General features: G+C 72.1%; 19 protein-coding genes, 1 tRNA gene, 1 pseudogene and 1 CRISPR repeat array (1 of these 22 only partly in view). Of the genes and pseudogenes, 2 read left to right on the top strand and 19 right to left on the bottom strand.

The features are described 5' to 3' along the window. A CRISPR array of direct repeats spans positions 1-312; the repeat unit is 29 nt; unit sequence GTGCTCCCCGCGCACGCGGGGATGGTCCC (it extends 328 nt beyond the left edge of the window). A gap of 285 nt (positions 313-597) precedes the next feature. Beyond that, positions 598-679 (bottom strand) — tRNA-Tyr (locus tag HTZ77_RS20685). Between the two features lie 271 nt (positions 680-950). Between HTZ77_RS20685 and HTZ77_RS20680 the strand changes: the two genes are divergently transcribed. Both HTZ77_RS20680 and HTZ77_RS20675 read left to right on the top strand, forming a co-directional pair. After that, the gene (locus HTZ77_RS20680; protein ID WP_175591250.1) at positions 951-1442 is read left to right on the top strand and encodes a YajQ family cyclic di-GMP-binding protein; all 492 of its coding nucleotides are present in this window, start codon (positions 951-953) and stop codon (positions 1440-1442) included. 500 nt (positions 1443-1942) lie between these two features. Then, positions 1943-2407: an NUDIX hydrolase gene (locus HTZ77_RS20675; protein ID WP_235994939.1), complete on the top strand. Its 465-nt coding sequence runs from the start codon at positions 1943-1945 to the stop codon at positions 2405-2407. Here HTZ77_RS20675 and HTZ77_RS20670 read toward each other — a convergent pair. The 18 genes and pseudogenes from HTZ77_RS20670 to HTZ77_RS46385 all read right to left on the bottom strand — a co-directional run bounded on the left by HTZ77_RS20670 (position 2382) and on the right by HTZ77_RS46385 (position 24388). Then, positions 2382-3869: a bactofilin family protein gene (locus HTZ77_RS20670; RefSeq protein WP_175591248.1), complete on the bottom strand. Its 1488-nt coding sequence runs from the start codon at positions 3867-3869 to the stop codon at positions 2382-2384. The genes HTZ77_RS20675 and HTZ77_RS20670 overlap by 26 nt on opposite strands. A 37-nt stretch (positions 3870-3906) precedes the next feature. Further along, on the bottom strand, positions 3907-4758 hold the full coding sequence (htpX, locus tag HTZ77_RS20665; protein ID WP_175591247.1) for a zinc metalloprotease HtpX: 852 nt from the start codon (positions 4756-4758) through the stop codon (positions 3907-3909). Between the two features lie 149 nt (positions 4759-4907). Next, entirely contained in the window at positions 4908-5699 is a 792-nt protein-coding gene (locus HTZ77_RS20660) for a two-component system sensor histidine kinase NtrB (protein WP_175591246.1), read from the bottom strand. Beyond that, a complete protein-coding gene (locus HTZ77_RS20655) occupies positions 5662-6411 on the bottom strand; it encodes a response regulator transcription factor (RefSeq protein WP_175591245.1) in 750 nt (249 codons plus the stop codon). Before HTZ77_RS20655 ends, HTZ77_RS20660 begins: the two co-directional genes overlap by 38 nt. Before the next feature lie 98 nt (positions 6412-6509). Then, the gene (locus HTZ77_RS20650) at positions 6510-7172 is read right to left on the bottom strand and encodes a family 16 glycoside hydrolase (protein ID WP_175591244.1); all 663 of its coding nucleotides are present in this window, start codon (positions 7170-7172) and stop codon (positions 6510-6512) included. Next, the gene (locus tag HTZ77_RS20645; protein ID WP_175591243.1) at positions 7169-8416 is read right to left on the bottom strand and encodes a glycosyltransferase family 2 protein; all 1248 of its coding nucleotides are present in this window, start codon (positions 8414-8416) and stop codon (positions 7169-7171) included. Before HTZ77_RS20645 ends, HTZ77_RS20650 begins: the two co-directional genes overlap by 4 nt. Then, positions 8413-8571, bottom strand: a complete 159-nt coding sequence (locus tag HTZ77_RS20640) for a hypothetical protein (RefSeq protein ID WP_175591242.1) — start codon at positions 8569-8571, stop codon at positions 8413-8415. The genes HTZ77_RS20645 and HTZ77_RS20640 overlap by 4 nt, the downstream gene beginning before the upstream one ends. A 39-nt stretch (positions 8572-8610) precedes the next feature. Beyond that, positions 8611-10413 (bottom strand): DUF2334 domain-containing protein, encoded by a 1803-nt coding sequence (locus HTZ77_RS20635; RefSeq protein WP_175591241.1) that lies wholly within the window; start codon positions 10411-10413, stop codon positions 8611-8613. After that, the gene (gene wecB / locus HTZ77_RS20630; protein ID WP_175591240.1) at positions 10410-11630 is read right to left on the bottom strand and encodes a non-hydrolyzing UDP-N-acetylglucosamine 2-epimerase; all 1221 of its coding nucleotides are present in this window, start codon (positions 11628-11630) and stop codon (positions 10410-10412) included. Before wecB ends, HTZ77_RS20635 begins: the two co-directional genes overlap by 4 nt. Before the next feature lie 131 nt (positions 11631-11761). Next, complete coding sequence (locus HTZ77_RS20625) at positions 11762-13387, bottom strand: FAD-binding oxidoreductase (protein ID WP_175591239.1); 1626 nt, start codon at positions 13385-13387, stop codon at positions 11762-11764. A gap of 109 nt (positions 13388-13496) precedes the next feature. Then, positions 13497-14210 (bottom strand): GAP family protein, encoded by a 714-nt coding sequence (locus HTZ77_RS20620; RefSeq protein ID WP_175591238.1) that lies wholly within the window; start codon positions 14208-14210, stop codon positions 13497-13499. Further along, positions 14207-14809, bottom strand: a complete 603-nt coding sequence (locus HTZ77_RS20615; RefSeq protein ID WP_175591237.1) for a TetR/AcrR family transcriptional regulator — start codon at positions 14807-14809, stop codon at positions 14207-14209. Before HTZ77_RS20615 ends, HTZ77_RS20620 begins: the two co-directional genes overlap by 4 nt. A 318-nt stretch (positions 14810-15127) precedes the next feature. Further along, the gene (locus HTZ77_RS20610; protein WP_175591236.1) at positions 15128-17185 is read right to left on the bottom strand and encodes an NADH-quinone oxidoreductase subunit N; all 2058 of its coding nucleotides are present in this window, start codon (positions 17183-17185) and stop codon (positions 15128-15130) included. Continuing rightward, positions 17182-19029 carry a complex I subunit 4 family protein gene (locus tag HTZ77_RS20605; protein WP_328808671.1) on the bottom strand — a complete coding sequence of 616 codons (1848 nt, stop codon included), beginning with the start codon at positions 19027-19029 and terminating at the stop codon, positions 17182-17184. Before HTZ77_RS20605 ends, HTZ77_RS20610 begins: the two co-directional genes overlap by 4 nt. Positions 19030-19090: 61 nt before the next feature. Next, a complete protein-coding gene (locus tag HTZ77_RS20600; RefSeq protein WP_175591235.1) occupies positions 19091-21184 on the bottom strand; it encodes an NADH-quinone oxidoreductase subunit 5 family protein in 2094 nt (697 codons plus the stop codon). Between the two features lie 614 nt (positions 21185-21798). Then, positions 21799-22101: pseudogene (gene nuoK, locus HTZ77_RS20595) on the bottom strand (NADH-quinone oxidoreductase subunit NuoK); the annotation flags it as partial. Beyond that, positions 22101-22796 carry an NADH-quinone oxidoreductase subunit J family protein gene (locus HTZ77_RS20590; RefSeq protein ID WP_328808670.1) on the bottom strand — a complete coding sequence of 232 codons (696 nt, stop codon included), beginning with the start codon at positions 22794-22796 and terminating at the stop codon, positions 22101-22103. The gene HTZ77_RS20590 and the pseudogene nuoK, both read right to left, overlap by 1 nt. Next, entirely contained in the window at positions 22796-24388 is a 1593-nt protein-coding gene (locus HTZ77_RS46385; RefSeq protein ID WP_235994934.1) for a 4Fe-4S binding protein, read from the bottom strand. Before HTZ77_RS46385 ends, HTZ77_RS20590 begins: the two co-directional genes overlap by 1 nt. Positions 24389-24527: the final 139 nt, after the last annotated feature.

Here is a 24527-nt window from a genome sequence, read left to right as displayed (position 1 = left end):
TGGTCCCAAGGTCGGCTGGAAGTTCAGCCCGGTCGAGTGGTGCTCCCCGCGCACGCGGGGATGGTCCCCCGACGATGCCCAGGGCCTCCGCGGCCTCCGAGTGCTCCCCGCGCACGCGGGGATGGTCCCGTAGGCCGGGCCGACGGCGCGCGTCCACTCGGGTGCTCCCCGCGCACGCGGGGATGGTCCCTCGCCGGCGGCGCGGTGCTCGTCGGTCTCCACGTGCTCCCCGCGCACGCGGGGATGGTCCCGAGATCGCCCGCCGCGGACTCGCCCGCGAGGAGTGCTCCCCGCGCACGCGGGGATGGTCCCCCGGGCGGCTCGCCGTACGTGTACGCGCTGCCGTGCTCCCCGCGCAGCGGGGATGGTCCCCGCCACCTCATGCACGCAGACCTCTGGAGCCGGTGCTCCCCGCGCACGCGGGGATGGTTTCGCGCTGTGGCATCCCAAGATCTGGGATGCCACAGCGCCCTCAAACTTAGCCGCGTATTAGCCGCGGATGGCCGTAGCCCGCCGTAGATGACCATGGACAGCCGGACACAACGAGAGAGGCCCTTCACCGCGTTTCCGCTGGTGAAGGGCCTCTTTCTGCTGGTGTGGCAGGTGCAAGGTTCGAACTTGCGTAGGCTGAGCCGACGGTTTTACAGACCGCTCCCTTTGGCCACTCGGGCAACCTGCCGTGTCTTCCGCTCTCGCGGCGACAGACAGAAGAATAGCGGACTTCCGGGGTGCACGTGACACCGGTTTGTGCCGCCCCGGGATCACGGCCGTACCTGTGCCGGATGGTGGCAGGGTGGAGGGGTACGGGCCTGGTGGACTGCACTACGGGCCGATGCTGGCTAGGCTCGTGCGCTGGGTCCGTGTTCACGGGGGCGCGATGCGTGGTCGGCGAGCCCGGAGGCCGGGCCGGACACCGCAGACATGCGTTCGCAGCTGAGAGGATGTGCGTTTTGGCCGATTCGTCTTTCGACATCGTCAGCAAGATCGACCGCCAGGAGGTCGACAACGCGCTGAACCAGACCGTCAAGGAGATCGGGCACCGTTTCGACTTCAAGGGCACGGGGGCGAGCATCGCCTGGTCCGGGCAGGACAACATCGAGATCAAGGCGAACAGTGAAGAGCGGGCGAACGCCGCGCTCGACGTGTTCAAGGAGAAGGTGGTCAAGCGGAATCTGTCGCTGAAGATCCTGGATGCGGGCGAGCCCAAGCTGTCGGGCAAGGAGTACCGCATGCTAGTGAGCCTCAAGGAGGGCATCGACCAGGAGAACGCCAAGAAGATCTCCAAGCTGATCCGCGACGAGGGGCCCAAGGGCATCAAGGCGCAGATCCAGGGCGAGGAGTTGCGGGTCAGCTCGAAGAAGAAGGACGACCTGCAGGACGTCATCTCCCTGCTCAAGGGCAAGGACCTCGACATCGCGCTGCAGTTCGTCAACTACCGGTAGGTGGAGGACAGGCCGGGTCGGGCGTTCGTTCCGGGGCGCAGTTCTTGTCATCGCTCTTCGTCGCTGCCTGCGTCCCGGGCCGGCCAGTCCCGTCCGGCGGAAGACCCACGCGTCGTCATCAGGTTCTCTCACTCTCCTCGCGACAGCCCGTACACGTGGGCGAGGACGTCCAGCTCCTGCGTCGTGGGCACGCTGAGGCCGCGCTCGAAGCCGATGAGGTCCGGCGGGGCCACCCCGCTCGCCGGCCGGCCTCCTTGACGGTGAGCCCTTTCCCCTCGTGGGTACGGCGCAGGGTCTCCGCGAGTGCGGCCTGAGGGCCGTTCAAGGGCAGTGCGGCGCCGGCGACCGCCCCGCGCACGTGCGGCCGCACCCACACCGATCCGCCGCCGCCCAGCCGCCGCCAGTGCCCCTTCACCCTGACCATGGCTGAGGTTCCGGCCGGGAAGGGATCCGTAGCGGGTGGCGCGATCGGCGGCTCGGTAGGCTCGGGCGACGTGACGATGATTCCCCTTCGGCGGTTCACCGCGCGGGTCCTGCCCGTCGACGACCAGGACCGGGTTCTGCTGCTGTACGGGTTCGAGCCCGCACGCCCCGACGAGCGCTTCTGGTTCACGATCGGCGGCGCGCTGGAGGAGGGCGAGACGCTGCAGGAGGCCGCCGCGCGCGAGCTGCGCGAGGAGGTCGGCATCCGCGCCGAGGTGGGCGAGTTCACCGGTCCGTACGGCACGAGCACGGTCGAGTTCTCCTTCGCCCAGTACGCCATCACCCAGGACCAGACGTTCTTCGCGGTGCGGGTCGGCGCGGCCGAGGTCTCGTTCGACGACATGGAGGAGATCGAGAAGGCCACCACCGTGGGGCACCGCTGGTGGAGCGCCGAGGAGCTCGACGCCACGGACGAGGTGGTTCACCCCCCTGAGGTGGCCCACATCTTGAGGAGGATCACTGAGGGCGGAGGACCCGCGTAGCGCCCGCGATCAGCGCCGTCGCCAGGATCCAGCCGGCGACGATCAGCCCGTACGCGAGCCCCTGCGTCCATCCGGCCGGGTCGAACATCTCCCGCTGCCCGAAGGTGGGCAGCGGGAGCAGCAGGTCGAAGCTGTAGGCGAACGAGTCGAAGACCGGCGCCTCGTCCGGCTTGAGGGGCCGCGGCGGGTTGAGGCCGAAGGCGACGGTGCCCGCGAGCAGCAGCACGGCGAACCAGACCCCCGCCAGCCAGGGACGGTGCCCGTAGCCGACCGTGACGTCGAGCAGCCGTCCCCATGCCCGCTGGCCCGGCCCCTGGGTGCGGCGCCTGGCGCGGAGCTTGGCGAGCTGGGCGCGCCGGGCGAGGCCGTCGTTGCCGTCGCGGAGGTGCCAGGCGGCGAGCTGCTCGTACGGCTGCGGCCGGAAGCCCTCCGGGTCGCGCGCGACCCACTCCACGCGCCGCTCCACGCCGCTGCCGCGCAGCCGGTCGTACGTCAGGCCGTTGAGGCGCAGCTTCTCGGGCCAGGTGCCGGGATCGTCCTGAAGGGTGCCGACGCGGGAGTAGGCGAGGTTGACGACGCCCTCGATGGGCATGGCGGGCTTGAGGTAGAGCTCGCGGACGTCCATGTGGCTGGCGTGCAGCGCGTACGCGGTGTCGGGGCTGCTCAGGACGCCGTTGACGGAGAGCGTGCCGTTGACGCGCACCCCGCGCAGCCGGACGCAGCCCGTCGCCGTGAAGCCGCGCGTGAAGTGGACGGCGCCCTCGACCACCATGTCGTCGGCCCTGATCGCGTAGTCGCCGGGGTTGCGGATGGCCGCGCCCTCGAAGTTGACGTCGCCGTTCACGCGGCTGCCGGCCAGGCGGACGCCGCCGGTGATGTCGGCGCCCCGTAACGTCGCGCCGCTCTCCACGACCATCGAGCCGGCCGACAGGGCCCACACGTCGTCGGCGGTCAGGCGGGTGCCGCCCAGCCACAGCCCGCTCTCGAACACGGCACGCCCGAGGCGGACGGTGCCGGTGATGTTCGAACCGGACAGGCTCAGGTGGCCCGCCACCCGCATGCCGCCACCGCTGAAGCCCGGCAGCGCGCAGTCGATCAGGCGTACGGTGCGGGTGGTCGTGGCGGTGAGGAGGACGGGTTCGTCCAGATGGCAGCCGCGAAGCTGGAGTTCGTGCTCCACCCGCCCGCCGAGGATGGACAGGGAGCCGGTGATCCGCGCCCCGTGCAACCGCACGGCCGCCACCGAGCCGGGCGCGGACTCGCGCGCGCCCAGCAGCAGGGACGCGATCACCTCGGCGCGGATCGTCCGGTCAGGGCCCCAGGTGTCGCCGTCCTTGGGGGCGTTCTCCCCCGCCGTGGTGCCGGCGGCGGCCGCCACCGGGGCGAGCTTCACGGTCTCCCCGGTGGGAAAGGCGTTCCACAGCTTGCGTTCGGCCTCGCTGAGCCGGGGGGATCGGGCCATGGGGATGATTATGACCGGCTCGTCCCGGACGGGGGTCTCAGCGGCGGTAGCCCGCCATGCGCTCCAGCCGGGCGACGCGCTCGGACGTGGGCGGATGCGTGGAGAACAGCCGGCCGAAGCCCGAGCCGCTGAACGGGTTGGCGATCATCATGTGGGACGCCGAGGTGAGGCGGCTGTTCTCGGGCAGCGGCAGGCGGCGCGCGCCCAGCTCGATCTTGCGCAGGGCGGAGGCGAGCGCCAGCGGGTCGCCGGTGAGCCTGGCCCCGCACTCGTCCGCCTGGAACTCGCGCGTACGGGAGATCGCCGCCTGGACCATGCCCGCGGCCACCGGCCCCAGCACCATCATGAGCAGCGCCCCTACGAACCCCGGCCCCTCGTCGTCGTCCGAGCCGCCGAAGAAGACCGCCACGTAGCTGAGCCAGGTGATCATCGTGGCCAGCGCCCCGGCCACCGACGAGAGAAGGATGTCGCGGTTGTACACGTGCGACAGCTCGTGCCCGATCACGCCGCGCAGCTCCCGTTCGTCCAGGAGCTGGGTCAGCCCGTACGTCACGCAGACGGCGGCCCTGCGCGGGCTCCGGCCGGTGGCGAACGCGTTCGGCTGCACCGTGGGCGAGACGTACAGGCGCGGCATCGGCTGGCGGGCCTGCGTGGACAGCTCGCGGACGATGCGGTACAGGGCGGGGTGCTCCACCTCGCTGACCGGCCGCGCCCGCATGGCGGACAGGGCGATGCGGTCGGAGAAGAACCAGGCGACGGCGTTGCTCGCCACGGCCAGCACGAACGCGATCCGCAGGCCGGTGTCGCCGCCCAGCCACGCACCCGCGACGAGGATCAGCGCCGACATGCCGCCCAGCAGGACGGCGGTGCGCAGGCCGTTGTGGTGCAAGGTCCCTCCCTTCGTGGCGGGGGTTCACCTGCTCCAACGACTGTGGTGGTCTTCATCGTTCCCGGGCGTGCGCGACCGGACGCGCGGAGCGACGCCCGCCCCAGGTCAGCCAGCCCTCGGCGGGTGCGCGGGCCGACGCCCGCCTCGGCTCAGCGAGCCCGGGGCAGGTGCATGTGGACGCTGGTGCCGCGGCCCGGCCGGGACGCCAGGGTGGTCCGGCCGCCGGCCTCCTCCACCGCCCCGCGGGCGCTGCACAGGCCGAGGCCGGTGCCCCGCTCCCTGGTGGTGAAGAACGGCTCGAACGCGTGCTCCGCCACCTCGGCCGGCATGCCGTGACCGGTGTCGCGGACGGTGAGCCGGACCCGCTCGTCGCCCTCCGGCGGGGCCGTCTCGATGGTCAGCCGTCCGCCGTCGGGCATGGCGGCCAGCGCGTTGACCAGTACGTTGAGCAGCGCGTTCTCCAGCGCGGCCCGGTCGATGCCGACGGCGGGCAGCCCTTCGGACAGCCGGGTGTCGAGCTCGACCTCGCCCCCGAGCGCGGGGCGCACCAGGCGGGCCGTCTCCTCGACGACCGCGTTCAGATCGGTCGGGCTCGGCCGGTCCGCGCGGCCGGGCGCCAGGAACCTCCGGGACAGGGCTTCGCCGCGCTCGGCCGCCTGCCGGATCCGCTCGACGTCGGCGCGGCCGGGAGCGTCCTCGGGCAGCGCGTCGAGGGCCAGCTCGGCGTGGCCCAGGACCACCCCGAGGAGGTTGCCGAGGTCGTGCGCGAACCCGCCGACGTCCAGGCCGGCCTCGCGCAGCAGGCGAAGCGCTTCCCGCCGCGCCTCGCCGTCATCGCCCCCGCAGAGCAGCAGCCGCGCCTCGCCGCCCTCGCCTCCGCACAGACGCAGCCGCGCCTCGCCGTCATCGCCCCTGCACAGCAGAACGTGAATCGGGACCATCGTGCATGTCCCCTCCGTCTCCGAACCGGTAGCCCACACCGTGCACCGTGCGCACCCAGCGGCCGGACCGGGCGTCGTCGCCGAGCTTGCGCCGCAGGTTGGCGATGTGGACGTCTATCACGTGGGCGTTGCCCGGCCAGTCGGTGTGCCAGATCGCCCGGGTCAACGTCTCGCGAGGCCATACCCGCCTCGGGTTGGAGACGAACAGCACCAGCAGGTCGAACTCGATGCGGGTCAGCGGCACGGGCAACCCCGCCAGGTGCACCTCGCGGCTCTCCTCGTCCACGACCAGGTCGCCGAACTCGTGGAGCCCCGCCCGTTCTCGGAAGGCGCTCTCCGGCTCGCGACGCGGCCGCCGGAACATCGCCGCGACGCGCGCCCGCAGCTCCCGCGGCGAGAACGGCTTGGTCATGTAGTCGTCGGCGCCCACCTCCAGGCCGAGGAGCCGGTCCGCCTCGTCCGTACGGCCCGACACCATGATCACGTACGCGCTCGTCATGCCGCGCAGCCGCCGGCACACCTCGATGCCGTCCATGTCCGGCAGCATGAGGTCGAGCGTCACCAGGTCGGGCCGTCTCCGCGCGACCAGGTCCAGCCCTTCCGCTCCGGTGTCCGCCTCCGACACCTCGAACCCGGCCATCCGCAGGACCTCGCACAGCAGCCACCGCACCTCCGCGGTGTCCTCGATGACCAGCGCCCCCGGCCGTTCCACGACGCATCACCTCTGTCAGCCACCGATCGCCAGCGAGCGCGGTGGCGGCGCGGTCGCACGACCGTGACCCTGGCGATCCCTCCCCCGTCAGGCGTCACTTACCGCCGCTGGCCGCCGTGAAACCGCTTCCCGGCAGATGCGATGCGCAGATCGGTGAAGCAGGTCGTCGCGTCCTCGTTGTAGAGGCCGATGTGGCCGCTCCGATAGGGCCGTTCACGGTCCTGGAAACGCACCAGGCGGCGGCCGTCCACCGCGGCCGTCATCGTGTCGCCCACCTGGTGGACCTCGATCGTGTGCCACACGCCGAGCGCGTACGGCCGGGGTCCGGTGGCGAGGTAGCGCTGGTTGCCCGGGTAGCCGGGGGTGACCTTGCCGAGCTCCCAGCCGTTCGGTTTGGGCACGAGGTAGTAGAAGTGGCCGTCGTCCGTGTAGTGCCACACGACCCAGGCGACCTCCCAGGCGTTGGGCGCGGGCCGCCGTAGCTGGCGCAGGGTTCTGGCCCGTACGCGGATCCGGACGTCCGCGTAGCGGCCGGTGGTCAGGGCCAGCGCGGCGTGCGTCTCGGCCGGGCTCCGGGCGGGCCGCGGCGACAGCCGCCACGTCCACCGGCCGCCCGCCTGGTACGTGCACGCCTGCCCGTACCCGTCGTACGCCAGCGACAGCCCCGCGCGCACGGTCCCCTCCTGCCACGGGGCGCAAGGGGCGGGCCCTGCCGGCGTCACCGGGAGGGCGAGCAGGGCACCGACCACCAGCGCTCTCACGCGTGCTCCGGTGACGGATCGGCCAGCCGCTCGGTCTTCATCCAGACCCGCCGGCCGCGCGCCGCCCGCCACAGCCCCCGCCAGGCCGCCACGAGCCAGATCAGGTTGTAGACGATGAACAGGTGGCCGTAGCAGAGCCCGCGCAGCCGCCCCATGTCACCCGTGATCCGCGCGTACAGCGGCCCGAACAGGTAGGCTGCGCCGAACGTCAGCGCGTACCACGATGCGATCGGCACCGGCTGGATGAGCTGCTCGCGCGCCAGCGGCGAGAACGCCACGCCCACCAGGGACGCGACCAGCGAGAGCGTCATGAAGGCGCCCACGAAGATCAACAGCGGGCTGAGCAGCACGTTCAGCAGGTCGGCCGCCATCCGGCCGGACGCCCGCTCGACCACCGACGGCACGAGCCGCAGCGCCTGGAGGTGTCCTTGGTACCAGCGTGAGCGCTGCCTCGCCAGGGCGCGCGTGCTGACGAGACCCTGCTGGCTCACGGTCGCGTCCGGGACGCAGACGGTGCGCCAGCCGGCCAGCACCATCCGCACGCCCAGGTCCAGGTCCTCGGTCAGGCTGGGTGACCACGGGTCGTCCCCCAGGTCCAGCAGGGCGCTCAGCCGCATGATCTGGCCGTTGCCGCCGAGCCCCGCCGAGCCGATGCCGGTGCGGGTGCGCTGGAACATCCAGGTGTAGACGACGAACTCCATGTCCTGCATCCGCGCCAGGAGGCTCTGCCCCCGGTTGCCGATCCGCACCCCCATCTGAACGGCGCCGACCCGGGGATCGGCGAAGTACGGCAGCGCATTGTCCAGGCCGCGCGGGTCGAGCCGGCCGTCGGCGTCCATGAGGCAGACGAGGACGCGGTCGGCGTCGCCGCCCGGCAGGTCCTCCAGGTTCTCCGCCAGGCGGCGCAGGGCGTGGTTGAGCGCGCGGCCCTTGCCCTGGCGGGCGTTCGGGAGCTCGCGCCTGAGCAGCCGGACCCGCGGGCCGGCGACCCGCCGGACCACCTCCGCCGTCCCGTCGTCGGAGCCGTCGTCCACGACCAGGACCGGGCCGCGCGGCAGGGCGCGCAGCGTGCCGGCGATGACGCGTTCCTCGTTCAGGCAGGGCACCAGGAAGACGACGGAGAAGCCGTCTCCGTCGCCGGCGGGGTGCTCGGCGGTGCCCGCCGACTCCAGGTACATCCCCAGCGTGTAGGTGAACACCAGCAGCACCGCCGACAGCGCGCACAGGACGAGCACGGTGATCATCGACGCCTCCGCTGGGCGGCCAGCACGAGCGCGCCGAGGACGACGACGTACAGCGCGAACAGCAGTCCGGCGACCGCCAGGGCGAGCCGGGCCACGTCGAACGCCGTCGCCCCGACGTCGGCGGCCCGCGCGAGGATCGAGGTGGCTTCGGTCATGCTGCTTCCCTCTCTTCCCTCACTTGTCTCATAGCCGTCTCATAGCCGGCACGGCGCCTCGAAGCGGTATCCCATCGACCGCATCCGGCCGACGATGCGCTCCAGCCGGTCGGTGCCGAGGAAGGGGTGGTAGAAGAAGCCCGCGACGTTGTCGCGTACCACGAGCTGCGCGCGGGCGTGCTCCAGGATGGTGGCGGGCGTGCCGTCGTCGTCCTCGGTCGGGCGCAGCTCCACCAGGCCCAGGCTCTCGGGGATGACGACGCTGCCGTAGACGTCGCGGATCACGTACGGGGCGAACTGCTCGTCCATGTACGGCGACACCGGCGCGTGCCCCTGCCAGCCCGGGGTGAAGTACGAGCCGCGGTCGTAGCGGGCGGCGAACCGGCGCGCGATGACGCGGTAGTCGGCCGGCGAGGCGGCGTAGTGGGGCACCTCGAAGATGCGCGGCTCGGGCAGGCCGGCCGCGCGGACCTCGGCCATCGCCTGGTCGAGGCGGTGTTCCATCCAGGCGGACGAGTCGCCGTGGATCGCCCCGTCGTAGACGAGCCGCTGCCGGGCGTCGAAGTGCGTGCGGAAGAACTCGAAGTCCTGGCCGCTCTCCCCGTTGGTGGGGTTGGGCGGGCCGTCCGACTGGTGGGTGTAGCCGTGCAGGACCATCGTGCCGCCGTGGTCCAGGAGGTAGACGAGGGCCCGCACCAGCTCCGGGCGGTCCCGCAGGCGGATGGTCGCCCGCTTCGGTCCGTCCGGCAGCGGGCCGCGGTAGATCGGGATGACGCCGAAGCTGAACGGGACGCCGAGCCGGTACAGCGTCTCGCCCGCCGCGCGGATGGCCTCGGGATCGGCCTGCGGTCCGAGGTCCTCCAGGCGGACCAGGGCGCGGTGGCGGGCCGGCGTGCCGGGTGCGAGCAGGTCGAACAGCAGGTCGGACACGGCCAGGAAGCGGTCGTCGTCCTCGTCCACGTTCACCGCGGCCTCGGCGACGTAGGTGAGGTTGCCGGACCTGACGGCCCAGGGGCGCGTCCGGCCGTCCGTGGTGACCGCCGTGGCCAGCACGCGCGCTCTGCGGGGGTCGAGGCCGGCGAACGCGCCGATCGGGCCCTGGGTGGGGTCGCGGCTCAGCAGCACTCCCTTGTACCGGACGCCGTCGACGCCCGCCAGGCCCTGCTCCGCGGCGCGTACCTGTCCGGCGGACTGCGGGAGCGGCGGCCGGGCTTCGGGGCCCTGGCGCTGAGCCCGGCGCGGTGCCAGCCCCGAGCCGCCCCACCGCCAGCCGTAATGCTCGGCGAAGCGGGTCGGGGTGGTGAGCGCGCCGATGTTGCCGCCCAGCCAGAGGACGGGCCCCCGGCCGGCGAGCACGTCGTGGCGCAGGGCCGCCGGAAGCCGCTGGACGCTCGACAGGCCCACGTACACCAGGGCCCGGTGCCTGCCCAGCATGCCGGCCCGGTAGGCGCTCGTCCGGATCACCCGTACCGGGCCGAAGTGGGAGACCAGGTTGGCGGCGCGGGTCGCGTACACCTGGAACGCGGCGGGGCCGTCGGCGTCGTCCACGGCGATCAGCGTCGCGTTCACGTCCCGCCCGCCCCTGCCGGGTCGGTGCATGCCGTTCTCACCCGCGCCGCCGCGCGCTGCCGCCGCCGGGTTCGCGTACTGCCCGCGCGGTGTGTCAGGGCCTTCCGTGCCGCACGCCGGCCACGTACGGGGCGCCGGCAGGGTCGGCGGCTCCTTGCCGGAGAAGATCCCCAGGCTGGCGCCCGACACGACGAGGCCGCTCAGCAGCAGCGCCGCCAGCCACCTGAGGCCGGTGTGCCGCCGTGGCCCGTCCGCACGCCTCGGGCCGCTCATCGACTCACCGCCCTTCGCGTGCGCCGGGCCACCGCGGGCTCGGTCCGCGGGTGCTGTTCGGGCAGCGCACCGAACGGGACCGGGCGCGGACCGAGGCCGAACAGATGGGCCAGCGCCGCCAGCGCCCGCTCGGTGGCCCGCCCGTCGCCGTAGGGGTTGCGCGCCCGCGCCATGCGCCGGTACTCCTCGGGCGAGTGGAGCAGGCCGCTGACACCGGCCACGATGGCGTCCTCCTCGGTCCCCACCAGCCGTGCCGCGCCGGTGCGGATCGCCTCGGGCCGTTCCGTGGTGTCGCGCATCACGAGCACCGGCTTGTCCAGGCTCGGCGCCTCCTCCTGGATCCCGCCGCTGTCGGTGAGCACGAGGTACGAGCGGCGAAGGAGGCGGGCGAAGTCGCCGTAGTGCAGCGGCTCGGTGAGTGTGATGTTCGGATGCCGGCCGAGGCGCGGGAGCAGGGTGCGCCTCAGCTCCGGGTTCGGATGCATGGGGAAGACGAGGCGCACGTCCCGCCGCCCGGCCGCCGCCAGCCGGGACAGGGCCCGGGCGATGCCCTCCATCCGGCGCCCCCAGGACTCCCGGCGGTGCGCGGTGACCACGATGACGCGCCGGCCGTCGTCATCGAGCCCGGCCAGCCTCGGTTCCCTGTACCCGTGACCCGTACAGGTGCTCCTCAGGAGCGCGTCGACCACCGTGTTCCCGGTGACGACGACCAACTCGGCGGGGACGCCCTCGCGCAGGAGGTTGTCCGCGCTGTCGGACGTCGGCGCCAGGTGGAGGGTGGCGATCCGGCTCGTCAGGCTGCGGTTCGCCTCCTCGGGGAACGGCGAGTACAGGTCGCCGCTGCGCAACCCGGCCTCCAGATGGACGACCGGCACCCGGTGGTAGAAGGCCGCGAGCGCCCCGGCCAGCGTGGTCGTCGTGTCCCCCTGCACGACGACCACGTCGGGACGGCATGCGGCCACGAGACCGTCCAGCCCGGACACCGCCCGGCTCGTCAGCTCGGCGAGGGTCTGTCCCTGTCGCATGATCCCGAGATCGGCGTCCGGTTCGATGCCGAACGTCTCATGGACCTGGTCGAGCATCTCCCGGTGCTGCCCTGTCACGACGACGACCGGCTCGAAGAGCGCCGCCTTGGTGAGCCCGATGACCAGGGGTGCCACCTTGATCGCCTCTGGCCGCGTGCCGTAGACCACCATGACGCGACGCACGTCCGGCATCGCCCGCCCGGTGCCCATGAGCCTTGCTGAAGAGCACATAAAACGACATTTCGCACCAGAACGTTCAGCAATCCTCAAGACCACCTCAGCGCTGCCTCAATTCCGCGAGCGACTCGGAGGCGGGGCCTGGCTCAGTCGGGCGGCCGTACCGACAGGGCGTGCCGGAAGTGGTCGCGTGGATCCCACGTCCGCTTCACCCGTTGGAGCCGGGCGTAGTTCGTCCCGTAGTAGAGGTCGTGCCAGGGCACGGAGGAGGTGTTCTGTTCGGGGTCGGCCAGATCGGGGTCGGGGTAGTTGATGTAACAGCCGCCGTTGCGCGCGTCATGCGACGGCACGCCACCGGTCGTGGCGTACACCTTCCGGTAGAGGTCGCGTACCCACTGCTGATGCGCGGCGTCCTCCTCGGCCGACGAGCCGGACGCGGTGAAGATGGCCTTGAGCACACAGTCGCGTTGCGCGACGGCGGTGTCGCCGGGGCGGACGGCGTTGACCTTGCCGCCGGTGGAGACCAGCCACAACGCGCCCTGCGGACCGGCTTCGGGCCTGGCGGACAGGAACTCCCACAACACCTGGATCTGGGCGTCGGTGAACCGGTCGCGCAGATACCCGGTCTTGACGACGAAGCGGGAGCCGAGAGTCTCCTCGCTGTCGCCCGCCGACGTCTGGTTCTCGAGCCAGGGCCGGTACGCCTGCTCAAGGTGATGCGGTGCGCTCATGCCCGCGGTGAGGGCGGCGACGTAGCCGGCCAGGGTGCGCTCGGCCTGCGGGCCGACCACCTGCCCCTTCACGATGACCGCGCCGAGCTTGGTGCCGAACAGCAGCAGCGCGCTGTGGAGCGCGGTGCCGGGGGAACCGGGCGCGCTGTTGGCGGCGTGCCATCCGCCGTGCTGGCGTACCAGCCGGGTGAACGACTCGTGATCGAGCCGGTCCCACCCCCACAGCAGTTGGAAGTCCAGCACCCGCGCGGGCGGGCGCGGCAGCAGGTGCCGCGGGTCGTCGCCGGCCGCGCCGGGTGTACGCAACCAGTAGCGGGTCACCACGCCGAAATTGCCGCCACCGCCTCCGGTGTGCGCCCACAACAGGTCGCGGTGGGGGTTGTGTGGCTCACGGGTGGCCACGGTGACCCGTACCTCGTTCGCGGCGTCCACGGTCACGACCTCGACGGCGTACAGGTGGTCGACCCCCAGCCCGTGCAGCCGGGACATCGCGCCGTGCCCACCGCCCATGATGTGTCCGCCCGCCCCCACCTCAGGGCAGCTGCCGAGCGGGACGGTCACTCCCCACCCGAGGAACAGCCGCCGATACAGTTCCCCGAGCTGGATGCCCGGTTCGACAGCGAACGCCCGCCGGGCGGGGTCGTACCGAAGGCCGGTCATCCCGGCCAGGTCGATGATGACCTCGGTGTCGGGGTTGTCGACGAAGTCGGCGAAGCAGCCTCCACCGCTGCGTACGGCGATGCGTTTGCCGGCTCTCACCGCCTCGGCGACCGCTGCGACGACCTGGTCGGTGGAGGAGGCCAGATGAATGTAGTCCGGGCTGGCGCGGAACCGTCGGTTGCTGCCCCTGGCGACCAGATCGGGGTATCTGGTGTCGCGGCGGCCGACCTTGTCCCCGGGCATCGACGGCGGGCAGGCGGCGGGCGTCGCCGCGGCGGCCGACCGGGGCCCGGCCCAGCCGCCGACGCCGCCGGTGGCGAGCCCTCCCACCGCGCCGGCGGTCAGACCGGCCAGAACGGCGCGGCGATCAGGCATGTTCATGAAGCTTCCTCCTGGAAGACAGTCCGTACACGAAGGCGGGTGGGGAAGTGCCGGCACGCCAGGCCGAGATGCCTTGAAGCGTGGCGCGGATCCGGAAGTCGGCCGGACGTCATCCGGCGATCATCAGGTTGACGACCGCGTTGGTGGCCAGGCCGATGCCGAGGCCGCCGATGGTCCAGCCCAGCAGCTTGGCGCTGTTCCTGGTCAGCCACGTGTTGAGCCGCCGCAGAAGCGGATCCATCCGCTGATGGGCGGCGAGCCTGGCGACGGCCAGGGCCGCGGCCGGGATGACCATGACCGCGCAGTATCCGGCGAGGACCCCGCCGGTGAGTTGCCAGCCGAGGCCGGAGTTGGCGATCAACGCGATCGCGGCGAGGTAGGGCAGCATCGTGGCCACCTCCAGGGCCACCGCCACGGCGGCCAGGCTCATCAGTCCGCGGGCGCTGCCCGGTCCCGTCATCGCCCGTGTCCGCCACCGGTGAACCCTGCCCGGCTCGTCCCCCTGACGGCGGGCCCGAGCCTCCAGCCGGTAGCTCCACACGATGATCAGGACGCCGGCGGCGAGCTGCCCGATCCGAAGCGGAACCGGCGGGACGTCCGCAAAGGCACGCCGCACGGTCTCCATCGCGGCATCGGCGCCCGCGGCCAGCAGGATTCCGACCAGGAAGTAGAACAGCGCGACGGTGGCCAGGTAGACGAAGATCCGCCCGGCACGCAGCCGGCCCGGCGTCAGCAGCAGCCAGATCGGGATCAGCAGCGTTCCGAAACTGGTGCTGTCAAGCAGGCTGAGCCCGGTCAACGCCAGCGCGAGCGCGGGCGTCACCTTCCCTCGCCTCGGCCGAACATCCGATCGACGTACGCCCGCAGCGCCGCACGCGAACTCGCGGCGTCGAAGCTGCTGGTGGTCGCGTGATGCAGGCACAGCCCGTCCACGAAAGCCGCCAACGCCGCGGCCTCGGCCCTGACGTCGAGGTCGAGGTCGAGCTCCCCGGCTCGTTGAGCCCCCTCGAAGGCTTCGGTGAGGCCGTCGATCAGCTCGGTGACCCCCGCCTGGTGTGTCGCGGCCATCTCCCGATCGGTGAGCGAGGCCTGGACGAAGCTCAGCCAGACGCCCAGTTCGTTCTCCCGCTCGGGCTCCAGCGGCAGGATCTGCTCCATCAGCGCGACGACGACCTCCCGGACCGGAGGCACGATCGGGACTCGACGGACCCGCTCCTGCGTGCGTCGACAGACGTAGTCGAACCCGAACCGCAGCAGTTCGTCCTTGGTGCGGAAATAGCGCTGCACCAGGCCCACTGACACCCCGGCCGCAGCCGCGACATCCGTCAGGGTGGTTCGCGCCAGCCCTCGCTCGGCGACCGTGGCCAGCAGCGCTTCGGCGACCTGGGTTCTTCGTGTCTCGGGATCAGCATGTTGAGTCATCGAGGAAATATTATGAGCATATTCTTTTATCGCGCAACCGCCGGCCCCGCTTCCTTGCTCACCTGAGAGGAATCCCCAGGAGGCATGAGCGGGCACACCGGGGTTCCCACCCATCAGCCGTCGTCGTGGGGTGGACGTGGACGGGGCCCGAGGTCGGGCGGTGGCGGATGGAGGGGACGACCGGGTTTCGACAAGCCGAACGGAACGCTGATGAGGCCGCGGGCGGGGCCGCAGGTGGGGGCGGCGGCGGGAAGAACCGGGCGCGCCAGGGAGGGCCGGAGTAGTGGTCCTGGATCGGAGGAGACGCGCAACCGGGGCTTATGAGGTCAGGTCGAACACCAACTGAGGCGCCACCGAGAACGCCACCGTGATCACGACCGCCAGCCCGACGGCCACCCAGGTGGCGGGGAACGCCCGCCGGTCGATCGCCGACGGCGCCGGCGTGAGGACCCGGGCGGTCCAGGCCACGTAGTAGTAGAGGCCGATCACCGTGTTGACCGCCATGACCACCGCCAGCCAGCCCGCCCCGCCGTTCACGACCTCACGGAAGACCACCACCTTGGCGAACAGCCCCGCCAGGCCGGGCGGCAGACCCGCCAGGCAGACGAGGCAGAACGCCAGCGACAGGCCCGCCACCGGGCTGCGGTAGGCGAGGCCGCGATAGTCGTCCAGCTCGTTGCGCGCGCACATCCGGGACACGAGCATGACGACGGCGAACGCGCCGAGGTTCATGGCGGCGTAGATGACGAGGTAGGCCAGGGACGCCCCGACCGGTCCGCTCACCAACACCTCACCCCCCGGCGCGAACACCGCACCCCCCGGCGCGCCCGCCGACGTGAACACCTCGGCCCCCGGCGCGCCCACCGACGCGAACACCTCGGCCCCCCGCCCACTCGCCGACGCGAACACCTCTGCCCCCGGCACACCCGCCGGCGCAGACACATGACCCGCCACACCGGTCCAGGAACCCACCGTGGGCACATGACCGGCCCCACCCGCCCAGGAGCCCATCCCTGTCACATGACCCGCCGCACCCGCCGCCCAAGACCCCACCCCGGGCGCATGACCCGCCGCACCCGCCCAAGCCCCGCCCCCCGACACATGACCCGCCGCACCCGCCCAAGCCCCGCCCCCCGACACATGACCCGCCATGCCCGCCGAGGAACCCGCTGCGGCGACTCTCTCGGTGGCCTGGGCGGCGACCGCGAGCGGGGTCAGGATGTAACCGGACTGGGCGACCGACGACCAGGCCAGCAGGCGTACGGCGGAGCGCTGGCGAAGGGCCAGCAGGTTGCCCACTGTCATGGTGAGCGCGGCGATGACGGCGACGACGGGCGTCCAGGTCACCGACTGTCCGGAGAGCGCGGTGGTGAGCAGCAGGATCAGCCCCGCGAACCCCGCCGCCTTCGAGATCACGGACAGCAGCGCGGCCACCGGCACCGGGGCGCCCTGGTAGACGTCGGGCGCCCAGGCGTGGAACGGCACCGCGGCCACCTTGAACGCGAACCCCGCCAGCACCAGTACGACGCCCACCGTGACGACGCCGGACGCCGGGGACGCCGCCAGGGCTTCCGCGGAAGACGCGCCCGCCACCCCCGGCGCGGGCACGGCGCCACTGAAGATCTCCGTCAGGCGGGAGAGGTACACCGTCCCGCCGATGCCGTACAACAGCGACACACCGAACAGCATGATCGCCGTGGACACGACCGAGACGACGAACAGCTTGACCGCGCCCTCCGAGGCCCGTCCGTCGTACCGTTTCAGCGCCGTGAGCGCGAAGACCGGGAGCGACACCAGTTCGAGCGCGACCACCAGCATGATCAGGTCGCGCGACGCGGGGAGCGTCACGGCGCCGACGATGGTGCAGAGCAGGAGGAAGTACCACTCCCCGGCGGGTATGCCTCCCGCGGCCAGCTCCGACATGGACATCAGCACGACCACCAGTGCCGCGACCAGTACCAACCCGGCGAAGACCAGCGTGAACCGGTCGGCCACGAACGAGCACAGGGCCGCGGCCGGCTGCGACGCCCCTGCGGACTGCGACGCGCCGACGAACTGGGAGGCGCCGACGAACTGGGAGGCGCCGACGAACTGGGAGGCGACAGCGGGCCCGAGCCCCGGCCCGGCCTGGGACAGGCTGCCGGGTACGCAGAACGTGGCCAGGGCCTGGCCGTCCTGTCCTGCCCCCGCGAGCCGTACGGACTGGGCCACGACGAAGCCGAGGGCCACGACCACGCCCCCGATCGCCGTCAGGCCCAGCCCCGTCCTGACCCGCGGACCGGCGGGCAGGAAGGCGTCGAGGAGCAGCACGAGCCCGGCCACGAGCGCCAGCACGAGCGGTGGGGCGATGGCGAAGTAGTCGATCTGCTGGATCATGACAGGGCTCCCAGGAGCGTCTGCACGGCCGGCGTGGTGAGCGACAGCAGCAACCCGGGCCAGAGCCCGAAGAGCAGGATCAGGACGATCAACGGCACCCAGGCGACCATCTCGTACGGCTGGATGTCACGCGGCGGCCCCCCGCCCGCACCAGGCTCACCACCACCGAACCCGGCAGTCTCCCCGCCAGGTCCACCGATCTCCCCGCCGGGTCCACCGATCTCCCGGCCGCGCTCGTCCCTGCCGAATCCGGTGATCTCTCCGCCAGGCATGTCACCACTCAATCCGGCGATCTCCCCGCCCCGCACGTCACCGCCCGACTCGGCGATCTTCCCACCGAGGAGCCTCTCCTCAAGTCCGCCCGGACCTCTCGTCGGCACATCCGCAGCCAGTGCCGTGCTCTCCGCCGCCCCTTCCCCCCGACCACCTGGAGCACCCGTCGTCGTTCCCGCCCCCACCAAGGCCGGACTCGGGCGCGAGGGCCGGCCGTGGGTGACGCGCGAGAGCATGACCAGGAAGTACGCCGCCGTCAGCACCGCGCCCAGCCCGCCGATCACCATGTACGTCAGGAACAGCCCCCTCGGCAGCCCGTCCCCCGGCCGGAACGCCCCGAGCAGGGCCAGCATCTCCCCCCAGAACCCGGCCAGCCCCGGCAGGCCCAGCGACGCGATCGACGCGAACGTCAGCACCGCGCCCAGGTGCGGAAGCGTCGCCAGCATGCCGCCGCCCAGGGACGGCATGTCGGCTGTGCCGTACCGGTCCTTGATCGAGCCCGCGAGGAAGAACAGCAGGCCGGTGATCAGCCCGTGGGCGACGTTGGCGAACAGGGCCCCGTTGACGCCCACCGTCGTCAGCGTCGCGAACCCCAGCAGCACGAACCCCATGTGGCCCACCGACGAGTAGGCGATCATGCGTTTCAGGTCGCGCTGGGCGAGGCAGGCCAGGGCGCCGTACACGATGCCGACCACGGCCAGCGCCCCCAGCCAGGGCGCTGCGGCCACCGCGCCCTCCGGCAGGATCGGGATGGCGATCCGGGCGAAGCCGTACGTGCCCATCTTCAGCAGCACGCCGGCCAGCAGGACAGAGCCGGCCGTCGGGGCCTCGGTGTGGGCGTCGGGGAGCCAGGTGTGCAGGGGCCACATCGGCGTCTTGACCGCGAGGCCGAGCCCGACCGCCGCGAACGCGACGATCTGCGCGCCGCGCGACATGCCCGCGCCGTGCGCGCGGGCGAGCGCGACGATGTCCAGCGTGTCGGTCTGCGACCAGATGAACAGCAGGCCGACCAGCATCACCACGGAGCCGAGCAAGGTGTAGAGGATGAACTTGGTCGCCGCCCCCCGACGTCCCTTGCCGCCCCAGCCGGCGATCAGGAAGTACATGGGGATGAGCACGATCTCGAAGAACACGAAGAACAGCAGCAGGTCGAGCGCCAGGAACGTGCCGACCATGCCGACTTCGAGCACCAGCAGCGTGAACACCAGCGCTCTCGGCCGTGTCCCCATGAGCCGTCCGGGACCCCGGCCCCGACCCCAGCCGAGGTAGGCGAAGCAGAGGAACGTCAGCAGCGCCGTCAGCGCGACCAGCGGCAACGAGATCCCGTCGACGCCGAGATGGAAGCGCAGACCGAGCCCGGGGATCCACGGCAGGTCGACGGTGAACTGCGGTGTCGCCGTCCGCCCGTAGTCGAACACCGCCACCATCACCACGGCCAGCGCCAGCGCGAACCCCGAGACCGCCTGCCCGTACAGCGGCAGCGCCGGGCGGAGCGCGGCCGGAGCGACGAGCAGGAGCAGCGCCCCGAGCAGCGGCACCGCGAGCAGCGTGACGGGAAGCCAGCCCATCATGTGAACACCACCGCCGCATCGCCCGGGCCCGCGACGCGGGGTACGACCTGGAGCCAGCCCATCATGTGAACACCACCGCCCCCACCGCGATCAGCAGCAGCCCGGCGATCAGCCCGCTCACGTAGAGCTGGACGTTGCCGTTCTGGGCGAGGCGGAGCAGCCCCGACAGCCCGCGCGCCGCCTGGCCGGAGCCGCGTACAGCGCCGTCGACCACCACGTCGTCGGTCCTGACGACCAGCCGGGCCATGGCCAGGACGGGCCGCGCGAACACGGCGGCGTACAGGGTGTCCACGTAGAACGCGCGCTCGCACGGCGCGCGCAGCGGCCCCAGCAGCCGGGCCGGATCGGCGAGCGGCGCCGAGCGCCAGGCCGCGTACACCACCCCGGCGCCGAGCACGGCCAGCACCACCCCGACCGCCGCCACCCCGACGTCGACGTGGACGCCGCCGGCGAACCCGAGCAGCAACGCCGGCACCGCCAGCAGCGCGACCGGCACGAGCATCGTCGGCGGCCCTTCCCGCACGTCGATGACGTGGGCCGTGCCCGGTTCGGGCTCGGGCAGGGCGACGACGACTCTGCTCTCGCCGAAGAACGTGCGCAGCCACGCTCTGGTGGCGTACGCGCCGGTGACGGCGACGGTCGCGAGCGCGCAGCCGTACAGGAGCAGGGCGGCGGCGTCGGTGAGGCGGCCGCCGGCGAGCGCGCCGTCCATGGCCGCCAGCACGGCGTCCTTGCTGAAGAAGCCGCTGGCCGGCGGCAGGCCCATCAGCGCGGCGAATCCCACGGTCATCGCCGCGAACGTCACCGGCAGCGATCGCCGCAGACCGCCCATCCGGCTCATCAGGTTGGAGCCGACGTGGTGGATGACGACGCCCGCGCACAGGAACAGCAGCGCCTTGAACGCGCCGTGGGTGAGCAGGTGGAAGATCGCGGCGTTCGCCGAGCCGGCCGCCAGACCGCCCGCCATGTAGGCGAGCTGGCTGATCGTGGAGTAGGCGAGCACGCGTTTGAGGTCGTCCTGGGCGAGCGCCGCCAGGGCGGCGCCGAGCATGCCGAGGGCCGCCATGACGGCCAGCACGTCGAGCGTGGGCCGGGCGGCGAGGAACGCCGGGAAGAGCCGGGCCACGATGAAGATGCCGGCGGCGACCATGGTGGCGGCGTGGATCAGCGCGCTGATCGGCGTGGGACCCGCCATGGCGTCGGGCAGCCAGGTGTGCAGCGGCACCTGCGCGCTCTTGCCCGCCACGCCCGCGAGCAGCAGCATGGTGGCGGTCACGAGCGTGGCCGCGGACATCTCGGGCACCTTGGACAGCACATCGGAGACGCGGAAGCTGCCCGCGGCGAGGCCGAGCGTGAACAGGCCGAACAGGAATCCGACGTCGCCGAGCCGGGTGACCAGGAACGCCTTGACCGCCGCGCGGGAGTTGGCGCGATCCTCCCACCAGTGGCCGATGAGCAGGTACGAGCAGAGGCCCATGATCTCCCAGCCCACGTAGAGGACGAGGAGGTCGCCGGCGTAGACGACGAGCAGCATCGCGCTGGTGAACAGGCTGACGAACGCGCTGTAGGACGGGTAGCGCGGGTCGTCGTGGAGGTAGCCGACGGAGTAGATCTGTACGGCAAGCGCGACCAGGGTGACGAGGACGCCCAGGATGGCGGAGAGGTCGTCGGCCTGGAGGGTCAGGGAGATGGGGATGCCGCCGGTGACGATCGTGCCGTAGGTGTGACCCACGGGCCGCCCGGGAGCGGCGTCGGCGAGATACGCGAAGCCGGGCGCCCAGGCCAGCGCGATGGCCAGCACGGCGGAGGCGGCGGTGGGCAGCACGGCGAACCAGGCCGCGCGCCGACGCGCCCGCGGGTCGCCCTCCCGTCCGGCCGGGCCGACGGACGTGGGGCCGCCAGGGAGGACGGCCGTGGTCGTGCGGTCCTGTGCCGGACGGTCCCGTGCCGGACGGTCCCGTGCCGGACGGTCCCGTGCCGGACGGTCCCGTGCCGGACGGTCTTGTGGGGAGGTGGTCGATGTGGGGGCCGTGGCCGTCTCTGGTGAGAGCCGGTGTGCTGTACGGGAGCTGGGCCGGCGGGTGCGGGACAGGAGGAGGCCCGCCACGGCGGCGACGAACGGCAGGAGCACCGCGAGAAGCGGGAAGGTCGTCATCGGTTGCCTCCTCGCTTGGTGTCGCTTTCTCGTTGAGCGGCCGGGTCGCCGTTTCGTGGCGGGGCGGGCTGGTCGGTGGGCCGTGCGGCCCCGTCACCGCCTCCTGGCTCGGCGCTGCCCTGATCACCTGGACGCGTGGCTTCGTCACCTGGCGCGGTGGATTGGTCGCCTGGCGCCGTGGCTTGGTCGCCGTCGCTCAGCCGGGGTGTCCGGTCGCGCCCGTTGCCGGTGGTGTCGCGTCGCTCGGCGCTCTGCTGGGCGGGCTCTTCGTCGACCGGGCGCGCGGGGTTGCCTTGTGCGGCCTCCGGGGACACGGTGCTCTGTGCCGCCTCCGGGGACGAGGCGCTCAGTGCGGCATTCGAGGAGGAGGCACTCTTTTGGGCCTCCGTGGAGGAGGCACTTGGTGTGGCATCCCGGGACGGAGCACTTGGTGTGGCATCCGGGGACGGGGCACTTGGTGTGGCATCCGGGGACGGGGCACCCTGTGTGGCATCCGGGGACTGAGCGCTAAGTGCAGCTTCTGGGGACGGGGCGCTCGGTGCGGCCTCCGGGGACACGGCGCCCTGTGCGGGCTTGGCGGAGTCGGTGGGCGGGGTCGTGGCGTATGTCGCCGGCTCGGACAGCTCGCGGAGGCGGTCGATGTCCACGGTTCTGCGGTTGCGGTAGAGGGCCAGGATGATGGCCAGGCCGAGGCCCACCTCCGCCGCCGCGATGACGATGACGAACAGCGTGAGCACCTGACCGCTGTGCAGCCTGTCGCGCAGCCACACGTCGAACGCGACGAGGTTGAGGTTGACGGCGTTGAGCATCAGCTCGACGGACATCAGCACCAGGATCGTGTTGCGGCGGGCGAGCACGCCGTACACGCCGATGGAGAACAGGAGCGCCGACACGACGGCCGGGTAGACGATGTGCATCAACGCCCCCCGGTCCGGTGCGTCGGCGGCTCAGGGCTGCTGGACGATTGGCCCGGTGCGTGGGGCGCGTCTCCGGGTTCGTGCGGGTGGACCGGAGGAGAGCCGGGCGGCGGGATCGGCGGCTTCCGGTCGGCGGACGGTGCCGTCGGCGACGGGGAGCCGCCGCCCGGGATGTCCGTGCGGGACAGGACGATGGCGCCGATCAGGGCGGCCAGCAGCAGCACCGACAACGCCTCGAAGGGCAGCACCCATGTGCTGAACACGCTGGCGCCGAGCTCCTTGGCCGCGCCCGCGCCGGGCTTGAGGGGCGCGTAGGCCGTGCGGAAACCGTCGACCACCACCGTCACCAGGACGGCGGCCGTGGCCACGGCGACCAGCGCGGCGACGAGCCGGTTGCCACTGTCGAGGTCGGCGGAGCGCCCGATCGGGGCCCGGGTGAGCATGATGCCGAACAGCATGAGCACCACCACGGCACCTACGTAGATCAGCACCTGCACCCAGGCGACGAACTCCGCCGTCAGCACGAGGTAGCACCCGGCGAGCGCGCCGAAGCAGACCACGAGCCACAGGGCCGCGTGGACGAGCTGGCGCGTCGTGACGACGAGCAGCGCCGATCCGACCGCCACCGCACCCAGCAGCAAGAACACGATCTCTTGCCCGGTGGGTGACAGATAGGAGGGCACTGCCTCGGTCACTACTCCTCCTCAGGCTCCCTTGGGTCGTCAGGGTCGAGACGCCCTGGCGGGCGGATGGAGCGAGGATCGGCCATCCGGCGCCTGCGCGGCCTCGGGCCAGAAGTCTGCTCTTCTGGCTCGGGGTTCGGCTGCGGCTCGCCCGAGGCTGTGGACAACTCTTCGCCGGATGTAGGGCCTGTGGATGACGGCTCCAGGGCCTCAGCTTCCCCTGGGGGCTTTTGGGGGGCTTCCGGAGACACGTCCCCTTCCCCTTGAGCGCCTTGGGCGGCTCCTGCGGACGAGCGGTCTTCTCCGATCTGCGCGGACTCTCGGTCGAGAGGCTGCTCGTGCCCGGTCTCCGATCCCTGGGACTTCGGGGCTGTCGCGGGTGAAGTGTCGCCCTTGAGTGACTCTGAGGGTTGGCCCTCCGTGGTGGGCGATGCGGCCGGCTTGTCGGCAGACGCGGCAGGTGCAGGGAGGGCGCCGGGCGGGCGGATGCCACGGATGTTGGTCATGCGTGTCCTGCCGGCGGCCCGGGCGGGCCTCTGCGGGCTCGCCGACGTCCGGCCCGGTTTGTCGTCCGCTCGTGTCGGCTGTCCCGGCTCCTCGGTCTGCGGCGACTGTCCGGGACTGTCCGGGCCGGCCACCGCGCCGCCAGTGCTGCCCTCCGTGCCTGCGAGCCCGTGTGCGTGCCGTGACTCTGGCGTGGGCATGGCCTGTGCGGGATCCGCCGAACGCGACTCGCGCTTGGGTGTGCCCTGGGAAGGGCTGGGAGCCCGCGTCTCGGCGGTGGGGGTGTCCTCTGTGGATACGTCCCCCGTAGGAGCGCCCGCCGTGGGGACGTCCGCTGCGGAAACGTCCTTCGTGGTGCGAGTGACCCGCGGCTCTGCCGTGCCGGGAGTGGAGGGGCGCTCCGATGCGCCGGAGTCCCCGGCCGCAGCCGGGCGGCGGGCCGATTCTCGCGTGGGGCCGCCGGGCTCGTCTACCGCGCGGGCCGGGGAAGGCGCACCAGTCGCGCGAGCTTCGGACGAAGTACCTGTCGCGCGGGCTTCGGGCGACGTATCTGTCACAGGGGCTTCGGATGACGTACCTGTCACAGGGGCTTCTGACGACGTGTCCGCTTCAGGGGTGGCGGAGGTCGTACCTTCCGAACGGGCAGCGGTGGGTGCATCCCCCGTGCGCGGAGCGGCGGCAGCGCCTGACGCGCGAGGACCGGAAGGTGCGCCCGACGCGCGGGCTCCGGCGGGTGCGCCTGCTGCCCGGGGGCCCGCTGCGGGGCGGCGCGGGGCGGCGGCGAGTTCCTTGGGGGGCTCGGCGCCGGGGTCGTGGGCCGGGGGCGGCGGCACCGTGGGCACCCAGGTGGCGAGGCGGTCCTTCTCGTGCAGCAGGTTGCGGATGTCGCCCTCTGCGTACTCGAACTCGGGAGACCAGAACAGCGCGTCGAACGGGCATACCTCGATGCAGATCCCGCAGTACATGCACAGGGAGAAGTCGATGGCGAAGCGGTCGAGGACGTTGCGCTGACGCGGGCGACCGCCTTCCGGCGCCGGGAGGGTCTCCTTGTGCGAGTCGATGTAGATGCACCAGTCGGGGCACTCACGGGCGCACAGCATGCACGAGGTGCAGTTCTCCTCGACCAGGGCGATGACGCCGCGGCTGCGGGGGGGGAGATCCGGCTTGACCTCGGGATATTGCTGGGTGACGGATTTGCGCAGCATGTGCCGGAGGGTGACGGAGAGTCCCTTCGCCAAC

The organism is Nonomuraea montanisoli (assembly GCF_013363975.1).
GTDB classification, from domain to species: Bacteria; Actinomycetota; Actinomycetes; order Streptosporangiales; family Streptosporangiaceae; genus Nonomuraea; species Nonomuraea montanisoli.
This window is presented reverse-complemented; position numbering and strand designations above follow the sequence as displayed.